This window comes from Streptomyces sp. UC4497 (assembly GCF_054871485.1).
Genome location: NZ_JBTYHB010000017.1, coordinates 1 through 13,018, shown reverse-complemented (window position 1 = coordinate 13,018; position 13,018 = coordinate 1). Strand labels below are relative to the sequence as shown.

At 66.2% G+C, this 13,018-nt stretch carries 17 protein-coding genes; 9 read left to right on the top strand and 8 right to left on the bottom strand.

Annotated features, from left to right (window positions below; all coding sequences use genetic code 11):
* Positions 1–307: 307 nt before the first annotated feature.
* The 4 genes from ACYSUO_RS23300 to ACYSUO_RS23285 all read right to left on the bottom strand — a co-directional run bounded on the left by ACYSUO_RS23300 (position 308) and on the right by ACYSUO_RS23285 (position 3,838).
* Complete coding sequence (locus ACYSUO_RS23300; RefSeq protein ID WP_461778170.1) at positions 308–937, bottom strand: anthrone oxygenase family protein; 630 nt, start codon at positions 935–937, stop codon at positions 308–310.
* 664 nt (positions 938–1,601) lie between these two features.
* Positions 1,602–1,844, bottom strand: a complete 243-nt coding sequence (locus tag ACYSUO_RS23295) for a hypothetical protein (RefSeq protein ID WP_461778169.1) — start codon at positions 1,842–1,844, stop codon at positions 1,602–1,604.
* Positions 1,845–1,909: 65 nt separating this feature from the next.
* Positions 1,910–2,716 carry a hypothetical protein gene (locus ACYSUO_RS23290; protein WP_461778168.1) on the bottom strand — a complete coding sequence of 269 codons (807 nt, stop codon included), beginning with the start codon at positions 2,714–2,716 and terminating at the stop codon, positions 1,910–1,912.
* Positions 2,717–2,947: 231 nt separating this feature from the next.
* A complete protein-coding gene (locus ACYSUO_RS23285; RefSeq protein ID WP_461778167.1) occupies positions 2,948–3,838 on the bottom strand; it encodes a LysR family transcriptional regulator in 891 nt (296 codons plus the stop codon).
* 371 nt (positions 3,839–4,209) lie between these two features.
* On the opposite strand from ACYSUO_RS23285, the gene ACYSUO_RS23280 reads away from it, so the two are divergent.
* The 9 genes from ACYSUO_RS23280 (at position 4,210) to ACYSUO_RS23240 (ending at position 10,234) form a co-directional block, all read left to right on the top strand.
* Positions 4,210–4,434 carry a hypothetical protein gene (locus ACYSUO_RS23280; protein ID WP_461778166.1) on the top strand — a complete coding sequence of 75 codons (225 nt, stop codon included), beginning with the start codon at positions 4,210–4,212 and terminating at the stop codon, positions 4,432–4,434.
* A 131-nt stretch (positions 4,435–4,565) separates the two neighbouring features.
* Positions 4,566–4,994: a lysine transporter LysE gene (locus ACYSUO_RS23275; protein WP_461778165.1), complete on the top strand. Its 429-nt coding sequence runs from the start codon at positions 4,566–4,568 to the stop codon at positions 4,992–4,994.
* Between the two features lie 845 nt (positions 4,995–5,839).
* Positions 5,840–6,502 (top strand): hypothetical protein, encoded by a 663-nt coding sequence (locus ACYSUO_RS23270; protein WP_461778164.1) that lies wholly within the window; start codon positions 5,840–5,842, stop codon positions 6,500–6,502.
* A 30-nt stretch (positions 6,503–6,532) separates the two neighbouring features.
* Complete coding sequence (locus ACYSUO_RS23265) at positions 6,533–7,264, top strand: hypothetical protein (RefSeq protein ID WP_461778163.1); 732 nt, start codon at positions 6,533–6,535, stop codon at positions 7,262–7,264.
* 98 nt (positions 7,265–7,362) lie between these two features.
* Entirely contained in the window at positions 7,363–7,884 is a 522-nt protein-coding gene (locus ACYSUO_RS23260; RefSeq protein WP_461778162.1) for an RNA polymerase sigma factor, read from the top strand.
* Between the two features lies 1 nt (position 7,885).
* On the top strand, positions 7,886–8,485 hold the full coding sequence (locus ACYSUO_RS23255; RefSeq protein WP_461778161.1) for a hypothetical protein: 600 nt from the start codon (positions 7,886–7,888) through the stop codon (positions 8,483–8,485).
* Between the two features lie 461 nt (positions 8,486–8,946).
* Positions 8,947–9,537 (top strand): hypothetical protein, encoded by a 591-nt coding sequence (locus tag ACYSUO_RS23250; protein ID WP_461778160.1) that lies wholly within the window; start codon positions 8,947–8,949, stop codon positions 9,535–9,537.
* 3 nt (positions 9,538–9,540) lie between these two features.
* A complete protein-coding gene (locus ACYSUO_RS23245) occupies positions 9,541–9,918 on the top strand; it encodes a hypothetical protein (protein WP_461778159.1) in 378 nt (125 codons plus the stop codon).
* Positions 9,919–9,985: 67 nt separating this feature from the next.
* A complete protein-coding gene (locus ACYSUO_RS23240) occupies positions 9,986–10,234 on the top strand; it encodes a hypothetical protein (protein WP_461778158.1) in 249 nt (82 codons plus the stop codon).
* A 122-nt stretch (positions 10,235–10,356) separates the two neighbouring features.
* Here ACYSUO_RS23240 and ACYSUO_RS23235 read toward each other — a convergent pair whose 3' ends face one another.
* From ACYSUO_RS23235 to ACYSUO_RS23220, 4 genes are all read right to left on the bottom strand, one after another.
* A complete protein-coding gene (locus tag ACYSUO_RS23235) occupies positions 10,357–10,512 on the bottom strand; it encodes a hypothetical protein (protein ID WP_461778157.1) in 156 nt (51 codons plus the stop codon).
* A 62-nt stretch (positions 10,513–10,574) separates the two neighbouring features.
* A complete protein-coding gene (locus tag ACYSUO_RS23230) occupies positions 10,575–10,934 on the bottom strand; it encodes a hypothetical protein (protein WP_461778156.1) in 360 nt (119 codons plus the stop codon).
* A gap of 89 nt (positions 10,935–11,023) precedes the next feature.
* Complete coding sequence (locus ACYSUO_RS23225; RefSeq protein ID WP_461778155.1) at positions 11,024–11,563, bottom strand: GNAT family N-acetyltransferase; 540 nt, start codon at positions 11,561–11,563, stop codon at positions 11,024–11,026.
* The gene (locus tag ACYSUO_RS23220) at positions 11,560–12,840 is read right to left on the bottom strand and encodes an XRE family transcriptional regulator (protein WP_461778154.1); all 1,281 of its coding nucleotides are present in this window, start codon (positions 12,838–12,840) and stop codon (positions 11,560–11,562) included. Before ACYSUO_RS23220 ends, ACYSUO_RS23225 begins: the two co-directional genes overlap by 4 nt.
* Between the last annotated feature and the right edge of the window lie 178 nt (positions 12,841–13,018).

Below are 13,018 nucleotides of genomic sequence, written 5' to 3'. Positions count from 1 at the left end.
AGGTGCCCGTTGTGCGCGCTTGCCGACTTCCGCGATCGCCTCGCCGAGGACGACTGTGCCGGGTCTCTTCTCGACCTCGCGCAGGCCCGACCCAAGGGGGCCAGACTGGTCCGCAACCGCACCGACGCCACCCACGTCCTGGCCGCGGTGGAAGACGGCCCCGGGCTGCTGCTCTCGTCCAGGGCGGTCGTTTCCACCTACGACACCTCGGTCGACATGACAGCACGCCGTGCGCGGCGCTGTTGTCGGCCACTGCCGTGTGGACGGCCTACCAGCGCGGACCACCGGTCCAACGATCCTGTGGTTCCTACGGCATCGCCCCTGACTCCGGCGTGATGCGGCTCTCCGTGCGCCGTACAGGGCCGAGTTGCACGCTGCCTTCGAGGTACTCCGTGGCGGCCGGTCGTTGGGTCCGGGAGGCGCTGCCCTCGGTCTCCGGCGTCCGGTGTGCACCGAAGACGACCAGCGCCCACAGCAGGCAGCCGAAGGCAGCGGTGTGGAGCAGGGCGCGGACTATGTTCCAGGTGGTCCAAGCGCTCTCGAAGTTTTCACGTACGGCTGCGAGGTCCTTGATGTGGTCGGAGCTGGCGGCCTTGGCCAGTTGGTCGTTGAGGGGGACATTGAGAGCGCTGGTGACCACGAAGGCGAGAAGGTAGAGCACTAGCGCGGCGATCAGCCATGGCATCGTGGCCCGTCCGTGGCCGCGCCAGGCCAGGACGACTGCGAGGCCGAGCAAGGGGATCGCGGCTATGAAGGGGAACATGAAGATCGGGTTGAGGATCGCCTTATTGATGTTCTGCATCGCCTCGACGAAGGTGCGGTCGGAAGAGCGCGCCAGTCCCGGCATGACGGAGTAGGCGAAGGCCGCGAACAGTCCGGCCATCAAGCCGGTGGCGAGGGTGGTCAGTATCAGAGTGGCCTGCTGGAGGTTTCTCATGCGTGTCGCCTTTCGTTCCAGATACCGGCGGCGGTGTGTGGCGGGTGTAGTCGCGCGGGGGCGCCCCAGGGCGCGTCGGACGCCGTCCGCGAGTGGGCGATGCGATCGTCGAGGACCGTGTTGGACAGAGGAACCGGACCTGACCACTGCACCGGTACGCATCCGCGAGCCGTACCCGCTCGCTGTATTGGCCCCTGGCTGCCAGCTCTCCCCTGCTGGTTCGGACCCGACACCGGACATCTATGAGCCGGCGCCCAGCAGGTGTCGTCCGCGTGCTCGCGGAATTGCGCACGGTTCATGACCTTGCCGTCAGCCCAGCAGTGCCCAGGCGCCAGGCGCTCGATATCGACGGCTTTGAAGTGTATTGCCCCTGCCAGCTCTTGGGCGGCTGAGAGAGGCCGATCTCCTGCTCTCCTGTAACTGACTTGGGCTGCCGGTCCGGCCAGCCGCGCAGGACTTCAGGACGTACTTCCCCGGCCATTGCGCATCCACTGAGCAGCGTCGCAGCACGGCCCGCAGGTCTCCTTCGAACTGCAGTCCGCTACCAGTACCGCAATCACCGTGACCGCGCCGGAGCTCCGAAGGCGCGCACCAAAGCGGCGTAACCGACTGTCCGCCGTTCGCCCTTACCAGGCCCCCTGGGGCCCTGGCTATCCGAGGGGCTTCAGGTCTTCACGTAGCCGCTGTAGATGAACCCGGCCCTGTGGCCGATGCCGCTGTCGAGATTGTCGGTAATCGCGTACCAGATGTTGTTGTACTTGTTGATGCAGCGCCAGTACGTGTGAACGACGAAGTCCGCAGGAATGGTGTCCCAGACCGGGGCATCACCGTACGGTCCATCGGGATGCGGTTCCACTCCGCGCCGGTGGTGCGGCTCACCGATGCCCGGCCCGTACAACTGGGGCACGCGGCCCAGGGCGCCAGACGAAGTCGGTGTTCTGACTTCGAAGTTCCTCGCGGAGGTCGCGGCTCTCAGGCGTCTGGGTTGTGTCCCGCAGTGATTTTCAGGACGCGCTCCACCTGGCTCTTGGCGACGGTCTGGATGTCTGCAGTGGTCTTGAGGTCCACCCCCCACACTGTGATCACGACGGCTCCGGTGCGCATGACCGCTGTAGCGCTGTATTCATCCGGTCCGAGTTCTTCGGAGAAGGCGTCTGTGTACTGCGCAGAAGTGGTGACCCTGAGCCGCCGGGGGTCGCTGGCCTCGTCACGCTCAGCGTTCGCTATGGCTTTGGCCGTCACCGTCGCGTTCTCGGAGGAGTCGAAGGAGTACACCTTGATGAACATCAATTGGCCGTCGCTGCTTGCCTGCAATTCCTCCAGCGTCTGATTCTCCAGGGCTCTCATCCCCATGGCTGTCAGCCCCGCACACCCCGTCCCGGCATCGAAGCCGCACTTCTTCACCGCCTCCGCACCCTGGTAGACATCGGGTCCACGACCGCCACCGCCCCAGTCCTTCGGGATCCCGTCGTAGCCGGAAAGAGCTGTCTGCATCTGCCCTGCAGACAACACAGCCAGCGTCTTGTCCCCGCGATCGCCCTCTTGGTTCGACTCGATCCGGCGGGCGCCGTCCGCGCCATCACCGTCAGCGCTCCCGGAGCCGTCGCACGCGGTCAGAGATGCCACCAGGGCTGCGGCCACCACCACTGCCCGCACGACCGTTCTCACCACACCCTCCATATCCAACCTGTAGTTGAGGGCCTGCCCCACCCGCGGGCCTTCGCCCCCCTGGACGTCCGAGTCACCGCCACCACTGAACGACTGCCAGTGGACGGCCATGCGTGACCGCAGGGGCACGCCTCTCCCCCGGAAAGCGCCTCGGCATCAGAAGTGATCTCAGGATGCCGTGGACTCAAACACCGAACAACGAACGATCGCGCATGATCCGATAAGCGTGAAGTTATCGATTCACTGATGTGGGACGGCCTCCCTCACCCACTGAGCGGCCCCCATCGTCTTCTCCGCAGCCAGAGGGGTGCTGCCACGAGTCGATGGGCACTCGTGGGCAAGTCAGCCGGTTCGTGGACCGGTGTCCCGTGCGGCCCGTGCCAGTGCGCGGATCGCGTCGGTTTCCTGGGCTGTGGGCCAGATCAGGGCCCACTCCCCTGTCGGCGCATCGTGAGGGCACAGGTAGCGCAGACCGGGCCAGCGGTAGTACCGGGCGGCGTCGCCGTGGACGAGGCTGATGGCATGGCCTGCGGCGACGGCCGCCGCGACTTCCTGGAAGGTGGTGACCTGCGGTCCACGTCGGATAGGACGCCCACTGGGGGTATGGGCGGGGACGAGAGTCTGCAGCCAGTATTCGGGCGTGGGCGGTCCGGAGTAGGGCAGAACCCAGTCCGCGAGATCCTCCATGCCCACCTCGTCCCGAGCTGCCAGCGGGTGGTCGGTGGCCACCATGAGCAGCAGTGGTTCGGCGTCGATCACGGGACCGACGGTGAGATCGGACTCCCGGACGGGCAGCCAGGCTGATGTGATGTCGACGGTTCCGTCACGCAGCGGGCCAAAGGGGTCGGTGAAGTTCATCTCCCGGATGCGCAGCTCGATATCGGGGTGGTGGTTGCGGAACAGGTCCAAGAGGTCGGTCTGGTCGTGTGCTTGGGGGCCATGGAGGCCGAGAGTGAGCGTGGTCCTGGCGCCACGGGCGGCAGTCGTCGCGTCGTCGATGCCGTCACGTATCCGCTGGTAGCCGACGCTGAGGTCTTCACGCAGTTGGACACCAATGGGCGTCAGTTCGACGCGCCGGCTGCTCCGGGCGAACAGGCGGGCCCCGATCCGCCGCTCCTGCTTGGCAATGGACTGACTCACGCGCGCTTGTGACACATGGAGACGCTTCGCGGTCCGGCCGAAGTGCAGTTCCTCGGCCAGCACCAAAAAGATCTCTATATCACGCAGCTCCACTGTCGTCCCCCCAACGGCCGCCTCCGATGGCGCCACGGTCATCTGATCATGCGGACCGACGATTGTTCACGCGCTCGCCGCACTCAGCCCGAACGGGCGCGTGACGCGGCTCGGGACGCAGCGCGTTCCGCGACGGCGCAGCGTGAGCGCGGACAGGCGTGGAACAGAATCACGAGCTCACTCCAGAAGAGCTACACCCATCGACGTTTCGGAAAGCCCCTGCCCTCACGCCTGATTGCCAGAAGCGCCCGAGCGCGATTCGGTATCCCCGCGTCCCGGCACTCCTTCGCCTCCAGCAGACCGCTCCATGCCCCGACCCACCTACCATCCGGCCACCCCTTGACGTCCGTTCCTCATCTCTGGAGAGCCTCTTGCCGAAATCCCTCACCGTCGGGCAACTACTCCACCAGCTCCGCCCCCTCGATCCGGATCTCCCCATCTACCTGGCCATCAACCCCGACTGGCCTTACGCGCACCGAATCGGCTGCGTCATCGAGGACCAACACACGTCGGGGACCCAGGCCGTGTACATCGCCGAGGACGGTCAGGCGAAAGTGTTGCCGTCACGCATCCGCGGGGAACTCGACTGGTCCTAAGCGTCAAGCGCGGGCCTTTGCGCGCAACTGCAGCTTGCCGCAACACCTCACGCCCTGGCGGCATACGCGGCTGTGACTGGGCGTCATAGTTGGCCGGTCGAGCATGCGGATGTCCTCGATGGTGGGCCACGGTGCCCACACACAACCATTGCGGCCCCGCCGAGGTCCTCCGTATCGGGTCCCGGGCGGGCCACGTGGTGCGTGATGACGGAGGGAACGCGTTGGGAGTCCGACGGGCAGCGAAGGGAATCAGCAAGTTCCTGGTGGAAACGGTCGGGGAGGCCGTCGCCGAGGTGGTCCTCACCCTGCTCGCCTGCACTCTGCTCGTTTGCCTGGCCTTCAGCGTCTACCTGAGCTGGTCCTTCAGCCCGCGCGTGACTGTGGCGGGCGCTGGACTCCTGAGTCTGCTCCTCGCCCACGGCGCCTGGAGGACCTTTCGCGATTCCACGAAGGGGCGTCGCCATCGAGGGCTCGCTGCTGTGACCACGGCCGGCTTCACGCTGACCGCCGCGACAAGCGTGTTTCTGTTGGTCTACGGCACGGGATGCGGCTGCTGGTGACAGCAATCCGTAGCGGATCGCACGGTCTGACCTGCGCAACGGCCTGGTCGAGGGCATGCAAGTGCACGGGGCTCCGAGACGCCCGCGATGCGAGGTGACATTGAAGAAATAACAGCTTGAGCCTGTGGATCCCCCCCCCCCCCCCGGCCACAGGCCAGCCGCGCCACGCGGCAGTCGCCTCGGGTAAAGGCGCGCGAGCATCGTCGCCGCGCTCGACCGCGCCGGCGTCCCCGACGACGCCGGCAACCGGGCCGTGAAGGCGAAGCTCGCCGACCTCCAGTTCCCGCCGGATCCGACAAGGTCGCCCGCATTGTCAAGATCCGGCAGAACCGCACCATCGCCGTGCGCCCGGCGCTCGCCCCCGGATGCCGGCGATATCGCCAGTCGGCGCGGGCGAGGCGACGGGGGTGGCCACCCCACGCTGCAGCTTGTCGAGTTCCTCCTGGGCCTCGGCCAGGCGATTGCCCCCGCCCGCTGCTGACCTTTGGCGTTGCCGGTCGAGCGCCCCACAATCCGGCGCACTGCCACCTGTGGATGTCGCCGGCAACCGGCCGTCTCCAATTCAACCTGATTACTCAATTCCACTTTACTCGGGCCGAATTTACGCCTCACACCTCTTGTCATTCCATCAATCACAATAGAAACTTCACGCTCAGAACTAGGTAGATAACCGGTATGGCCGTGGCGCTGAGGGTGGGGCTGGGGCATGTTGCGTCCGGTGCGACATGCCCCATCTATAGAAAGCGCCAGGCCTGAGTCAATGGCGTCATCACGGAGCCGCTGGGGCAATCCGATGGCGTGGCGAGGGGGGAAGTTCTGTGTTGGCACGAAGACATCGAGCATTCGTGGCGCGTCGGCTGCGGGAACTGGCACTGGCCGTGGCCGGCGTGCTGGTGATATCCGGGCCGGCGGTGGCGGCACCGGTCACTGACAACATCGTCCCGACCGGCTCGGTCGGGCCAGGGACACCGGGCTGTACGACGGACCCGGACGGCGGCGACGGGTCTCTTGACTGCCTTACGGATAACGCCACGGTCTACTACTACATGGACTCCGGTGGGGAGTACGAGCTCGAGAGTGAGGACCGGCACTACGTTCAAGAGACGTTCAGGACCGAGTTCTCGCCTACAGATCTCGAAATCCACTACGACTCGAATCCCACGTTCTCCGGTAGCGGTGAGACCGACATCATCTACCAGGAGGGCTCCACGAACCTTGATTCGGACTCCGACGGCGTCACCTGGTGCAACGACGGCGGTGACCCGGACCTGGCGCGGTTCGAGTGCGATCAGCAGTACATCCGGATCCGAGGCAACGGCACCTACAGCTACGACATGGCCTGCCACGAGACCGGACACGCCGTCGGCCTGACCCATGGCAGCGATGCCTATCCGGCGATCAGCGACCACAACAACGCTCTGGCTTGCATGACGACCAGCCCCGTTGAGACATGGTCGTTGGGGTCAAGCAACACGCAGAACATCAACGCCGTCTACAACAAGCCGTGACTGGCCGCGTTCGAAAACGAGGTGAGTAATGTGAAGCATCCCATCCGAATCATGGCGGCAGTCGCGGCTGCCACGGCACTGGCCGTCACGGGCGCCGTGTCCGCCTCCGGTGACAGCACCGACCCCGAGGAGCGCGTGATCACGGTGCATGCCGTCGATCACAGACCGAGCCAGACCGCTTCCGACTGGGTGACGTATGCCGACCATGTTGTGGCAGTGACCGCCACGGCAGAGCAGGAGAGCCCGCCGACGGCGTCCGAGATCGAGCGTGGCGAGGGGCTGATCGGCCGGAAGGTGACCCTGCGGACCGATGATGTCCTCTGGTCCAGACCCGGCGTTTCGAAGGCCCCGCCGAACTCCTGGCAACGCCCCTCTGTGGGCTGGCAGTTCCACGAGGGCGACACCGACAACCGAATCAAGATGGTCAAGGCGGACAGCCCGCGTATCGAAGTCGGCCACAGCTATCTCATCGCCATCGCCTGGGAGGACGTCTCCTGCTCCGGCAACGGTCAGTGGCGCGGCCTCGGTGAGGGCTCGACCCTCCCGTACGACGGCGACGTCATCGGTCAGGGCGAACTGGAGGGCCGAGTCCAGAGCGCAGCCCAGGCCCTTCGAGCAGAGGCCGGCGAAGACCCCAACCGTGGCTTGGAAGAAGAGATGGCGGGCAGGACCGCCACAGATCTTGTCCAGGAACTGAAGGCTGTGCAACCTGCGTCGGCATCAGCCCAAATGGCAGATGCCTCAACGGCGGAGTGCGGATAGGTACATCGTCTGCACCCCATCAAAACTGGGCCCCACAGGGCGATCGAACCTTCCGGGGGCCTTCTCCGTCGTAAGGGAGGGACAAGGGGAGGCTGGGGATGGTCGGCGACCGTAAGGCGGAACCAAGAGCCCAGGGCGAGGTGTTGACCGATCCCGCGCAACACTCCCGGATCCGCGGGATCCTCGCCCTGGGCGGTGTCCCCTGGGACCAGCTTGACGACGGAGTCCAGCAAGTGCGTTTGAAATTGCTGGAGTCGCGACGCGGGACAGCCATACGCAACGAGACCGCCTGGCTGGCGGTGGTGGCCACGCGCGTTGCCGCGGACTGGCACCGAAGTCGCAGCCGGGATACCGCGCTGCGCGACAGGCTGGAAGCACGCTGGTCGCGGTCCACCGACGGGCATCCACAGGAGGAGCGCCTCCTCGCATTGTCCGTAGCGGAAGGGCTGGAAGACGTCCCCACCGCCCAACGCCAGGTCCTTGTGCTGCGCTTCTACGCGGACCTGGCGCTCGGCGACATCGCCCGCCTGCTGGACATTCCAGAGGGCACCGTGAAGAGCCGGTTGCACAGCGGCGTGGCCGCGCTGCGCACAACGCTGCGCGAAAGGAAAGTGATCTGACGTGACACCGGCAACGGAGTCGGAAGAGGAACTCCTGCGACGCGCCTTCCACATCATCGGGGACGAGGCTGGGAAACCCGATCGCGAGGCTTCGCCTCGGATCCTCGGGAGACATCGCGGTCGCACCGTTGCTCTGATCGCCGCCGCAGCTGTGAGTATCGGTCTCCTCGCCTACGGCTTGACCGGTAACGACGACGAGAGCGCAAGCGGCGAGGCCTCATCGCGGGCCCTGAAACCCGCAGAACGAATCGCCTGCGCAGCACAGATCGTGGACGGCACGGTCCTCACTGTGCGTCCCGCCCCTGAACAAGAGGGTCAGCGCCCTGAGGTCACCGTGAGCCTGACAGTGAAGGACTGGGTCAAGCCGACGCAGGGACCCGGGAAACTGGAGATCGAGATCCCGGAACCCAAGCAGGCGGGCGCACCGCTGCTGCGTACGGGCGATCGGGTGCTCTTCGAGGTCTGGAACCATCCCGACATCGACAACACCTACTTCACCGGCCGCAAGATCGAGGTGACACGTAAGTCTCTGTACGGGGCTCTGGGAGACCGATCGAAGAGCACTTGCCCGGACTTCTGGAAACGCCGACAAGACCAGTAGTCCAGGCGCGAGGTCGTCCCTGTGTTGGCACCACCCACTCCAGCCAGGCCACCAGGGTCTGCTGCGAAAGTGGATCTTGGCCGTAGGTGATCACTTTCTGGGGGTGCGGGATCTGGCGAACGTCGGATCCCGCACCCCCCCCAAGACCCCAGCGGAGATCGCCCCTCTGTGCGGCGAGTACGGCGTGCCCGTCTCCGAGACGCAGGTACGCATTGCCACCCGCGCGGGGCGCTCACCTGCGGAGGTACACCCCGCGCCTGTACTTCCCGAGCTGCCGGAGCCGGAGACCGTGTACGAGCGGGGGCTTGCCCTCGACTTCGCGCCGGGTAGCGCCCGGTAGTTGGCCCCGCTGTTCACCCCGTGACGGCGGGGCCTCCTTGTGTCACGAATCAAACACTTCCCTTCACAACTTCCACACAAGGTCGCATCATGCGCAGGTAGAGCACATCCCAGGGGGACCCATGAACGACACCACGCCACCACCACCCAACTTCCCGCCAGACCCGGCCGAGCCGGCGGAAGGAATGGCGTCGACCACACCGCCAGCACCGGCCAGTCAGGGCCGCAGCAACGGGATCATCATCGGCTCGGCCGCCGCGGTCATCGCCGCGATCATTGGGACCGGCATCTTCGTCGTGCAGTCCAGCGGCGACGACAGCAAGCCGACCGCCGCCACCAAGACGAGCATTCCGCCCAAGGACGACGCCGCGGCCGTGGCGGACGAGGAAGAGCCGGAGCCCTCGTACTCCGACCCGGATGCGGACAGCTTCTCGATCAAGCTGCGCACCACAGATCGGCAGTGCTTTGGTTCGGCAGGCTGCAATGTGACGGTAAAGCCGAGCCTGACGTTGCTGGCCGACGAGGAGAGCATCGACCCGGATGCCGTGTACGAAATCACGTACGAGGTTCGTGGCGACGAGTCCGGCCCGGTCATTGCGACGGCAGAGCTGTCGGAGCAGACGAGTCTGAACTTCACACCGACGTCGATCAGCACCGCGTCGGCGGGCACCAAAGTGTCCGTGAAGATCACCGACGTCACCCTCCAGGGGTAGCGCATGAGCAACTACTCGACAGAGCGGACGGGGTATGCCGAGTTCGAGTCTTGGCACGCTGCTGGGAAGCGACGGATCCGCTTTGCCGTGACACTCGGCGTGCTCGTCGCCGTGGCAGCCTTGCTTTTCTTCATCGGCCGGTCCTCCGTGGACACCGCTACACCGACGCCCGCCAAGACGCCCTGCGGCGTGACGGGCGCCATGTGCACAGTGGGGGACGACGAGGAGGCAGCGCCCACCTCAAATCCCATGGACTCAAGTCAACGGATTGCGGAGCAGCGGCGGCAGGCAGTCGCCGCATGCAAGGCAGAGGCGGCGGCGAACAACGGGGGCCAGCCCTTGTCGGAGTCACAGATCCTCGCGTGCAACACGTCGCAGTGAGCGGCACTTCGAAGACCTGGACGCCGTGGTCCACGGCCAGCCGTACATACCGCAGGGGGAAAAGCGCATGCCGAACTACACCGAAGTGCAAACAGCAGTGTGGGTCGAGAAGATCAAGCTGTGGTTCGCGTGGGCCTCAGGCAACGTGATCATGCTGATCATCGCGGCGGCCACGCGGGACATAGCCGTCGTCAGCGTGATCACTCAAGTGCTGCTCGTCGCTGTATTCATCGGACTGACGGTCGCCCTGTTTCGCATGACGGGCGCCCTCACCCGCAAGGCTGACGCGGCACGACGTGAGGTGCTCGGCGAGTAGCACCGGCGCGAACGATACGGCCCCGCCTGGTGATCCGGGCGGGGCCGTCGTCATGCGATGGGCTCGTCGCCCTCCGGCTGGAAGTGTCGATCAAGGACATCGACCGACCGATCCGTCGGCACTTACCGTCCCAAATCCTCGCCCTGCTCCGCGACCAGCTCTATGAACGGGGACGCGTCGACCTCCTCGGCGGCCACCTTCAGCCGCTCGTAGGCCGCCGGGAACGCCTCCTTCGCCCACTCGTCCCGCTCCTTCGCGCATCGCACCCCGTCTGCCACGAGGATCCGCTCAACGGTGTGGGTGGGGCAGTCGGGCAGGCCCCCGCTTCAGCGCTCACGCACTACTCCCCGCCGCTTTTGGCGAGCCTGCGCAGGTGTTCGCCGGTCCATCCGGTGATGCGCGCCGCGTCGAGCACGGCCTCGGCTTCGCGGTAGCGGTTGGCGTCGAGTTCGAGCTTGGCTGTGCCCATGAACGCGAGCGCTGCATGGACACTGTCGCCCGCAACACTGAACTCCGTGTGCAAGGACGCACGTTCATGCAGAGCGCCGCCGAGCTCGACCTCGACTAAGGCAGCGCATGTCGCGCCGTACAGAACGCGCGCGCCGACGTCGCCCGGCCGGCCGTGACCAATCTGATCCAGGCCGAGATTGAGCAGCTCGACGACGCGCAAGGGCCAGCTGAAACGATCAGTTTCCGGCATGGAGAGCAACGTTATGGCCTGCGCCCGTTCGACGCGCACGTCGACGCGTAGATCACCGTGCGCCTGGCCGCCAGCAGCATGCGCCTCGTCTATCGGGTCGGACGGATCATGACAGTGAGCCTCGGCGAAGCCGGAGAGGGCTGGCTGTGGCCGATGTCCTCGTACCCCCACGCCCGGTACAGGGCATGCACCTTCCCGTCCCCCGCCGCCTCGTTGACCATGAGCGTGACGTACGGCTCGTCCCGGCCGGCGAGGAGCGCATCGTGGATGCGGCGTGCTACCCCCGTCCCGCGCCATCCCGGACTAACTCCGATCTCCTTCAGCGCGATCGCGGCCTGAGCCGTGTACTTCTCGCTGGGAGACGGGCTGGTCCGCTGCCAGTAGCGGTCTCCGTCCTCGATCTGGTTGCCGTAGGCGTAGCCCACAGGCTGCGCGTCATCGTAGGCCAGCACGGCCTTGAAGCCCGGCTCGGAGCCGTGTCGGTCCAGACGTTCTCCGAAGGACGTGACCGCGTAGTTCGGCAGGTGCAACAGCGGGGCGCGTACCTCGGCGTACACGTCGAGCAAGTCGCCACGCGCGGCGTCCAGTTCGGTGAACGTGCGGAGTTCGATGGCGGGTGCCGAAGTCATGCTGAGGGCCTCCATGCAGCGGTGTGCTCGGTCCAGTTGTGGGCGCTGGCGCTGCCCGGCGCGGTGGCGCGCAGGGCAGCACTGAACTCTTGAAGCATGCGGGAAACCCTGGCGTGTTGGGTGGCGGCTTCGGCTGGCACGCTCATCGCGGTGTACGTGGCAGCATCGACATCACCCTGGGCGAGTTGGGCGTGCGCCAGGCGGCTCGTCGCGATGGCGCGGGACCGGCGCATGTGCGGGCGGAGAGCGGCCAGGCAGCGGTGCGCATGGAACTCGGCCGTGGGCCAGTCTCCGGCAGCGAGGTAGGCGCTCAGCGCGAGAGAGTGCAGTTCTGCTTCGTCATAGAAGGCCGTGAGCCAGACAGGGCGGCGGTCTTCGGATGCGCGCGCCATGGCTTCTTCGGCCTGGTCGAATGTGCGCCGCAGATTTCCGTGTTCGTGGGCCACGCCTTGGATGGCCATCTGTCGTGCTATGCCCAGCGAGGCGAACATCGGGTCACGGCGTGTGATGTGGAGGCTGCGCGCGACGTCGTTGGCGGCGCGGGCGTCAGCGGGACGCCCCAGATGCCGGTACAGGCTGCCCGCGTGCGACCAGATGCGGAACTTGATCGCCTGGTCCCCCGACAGCTCCGCGAGCGTCTGCGCCTCACGCATGTGCGTGATCGCGTCCTGGAAGCGTCGACCGTCAATCGCCGCCCACATCGCCGAGGAACGGAACGACGCGGCAGCGGCGTAGAGGGTGGAGCGTACGCGCTGGGTGGCCGAGCCGGAGTTCTGGAGGTTCAGGGCCTCGTCGGCCAGGCGCGCCGCGCGCTGTTCGATGTCGCGTTGCCCGCCTCGGTTGTGGTCACTGGCGATCACAGCCGAGAACTTCTCCTGCAGGCTCTCGACGTCGCTCATGCCGATCCTGCGGGTAGAGCTGGGGCCTGGCGCGGCGGCGGCCACGGCTGCCGAGAGCGTGCCGGCGACCAGGGTGCGACGGTGCATGGGGTCCTCGTCCTCCTGCCGTGGGGTCACCGTGAACGAAGGCCGACCCCGTGGCATGAACCCTAGTTCCATCGCGTGCCGGCCCGTCACGTCCTCCAGAGCCTTACGCGTAGCGGTGTTGGGCCACCTGACTCGCCCGGATCGCCAATCCCTGACCTGGCGTCCGTCACACTTTCCGAGCCGCCCTGTGAGGCGTTCCAGGGCCAGATTCACAGCGTTGGCAAGGCTGTTGGAGCTGAATCCGTGCTCGTCCATCCACGCCTCAAGGACGATGTTGCGCGTGGCGTCCATGACCGCACCGTAGCTCCGTCGCGTACGCACCGTCAGGTAAATGGGGAGTCAAAAGCCCCTAGGGGGCGCGCCAGAATGCCGTGCCGCATCCCCTAACTCACGCTGCCCATCGCCTAGTTGGCTATGGGGAAGGCGCAGGACGCGACCTCGCCGCCGTCCGCGCAACACCTCGACGAGC

Excerpts from the sequence above, each read along its gene's own strand:
- ACYSUO_RS23300 (WP_461778170.1), bottom strand. The coding sequence starts at position 937 with ATGAGAAACCTCCAGCAGGCCACTCTGATACTGACCACCCTCGCCACC.
- ACYSUO_RS23290 (WP_461778168.1), bottom strand. The coding sequence starts at position 2,716 with ATGGCCGTCCACTGGCAGTCGTTCAGTGGTGGCGGTGACTCGGACGTC.
- ACYSUO_RS23260 (WP_461778162.1), top strand. The coding sequence starts at position 7,363 with ATGGTCGGCGACCGTAAGGCGGAACCAAGAGCCCAGGGCGAGGTGTTG.
- ACYSUO_RS23250 (WP_461778160.1), top strand. The coding sequence starts at position 8,947 with ATGAACGACACCACGCCACCACCACCCAACTTCCCGCCAGACCCGGCC.
- ACYSUO_RS23245 (WP_461778159.1), top strand. The coding sequence starts at position 9,541 with ATGAGCAACTACTCGACAGAGCGGACGGGGTATGCCGAGTTCGAGTCT.
- ACYSUO_RS23240 (WP_461778158.1), top strand. The coding sequence starts at position 9,986 with ATGCCGAACTACACCGAAGTGCAAACAGCAGTGTGGGTCGAGAAGATC.
- ACYSUO_RS23230 (WP_461778156.1), bottom strand. The coding sequence starts at position 10,934 with ATGCCGGAAACTGATCGTTTCAGCTGGCCCTTGCGCGTCGTCGAGCTG.
- ACYSUO_RS23225 (WP_461778155.1), bottom strand. The coding sequence starts at position 11,563 with ATGACTTCGGCACCCGCCATCGAACTCCGCACGTTCACCGAACTGGAC.
- ACYSUO_RS23220 (WP_461778154.1), bottom strand. The coding sequence starts at position 12,840 with ATGGACGCCACGCGCAACATCGTCCTTGAGGCGTGGATGGACGAGCAC.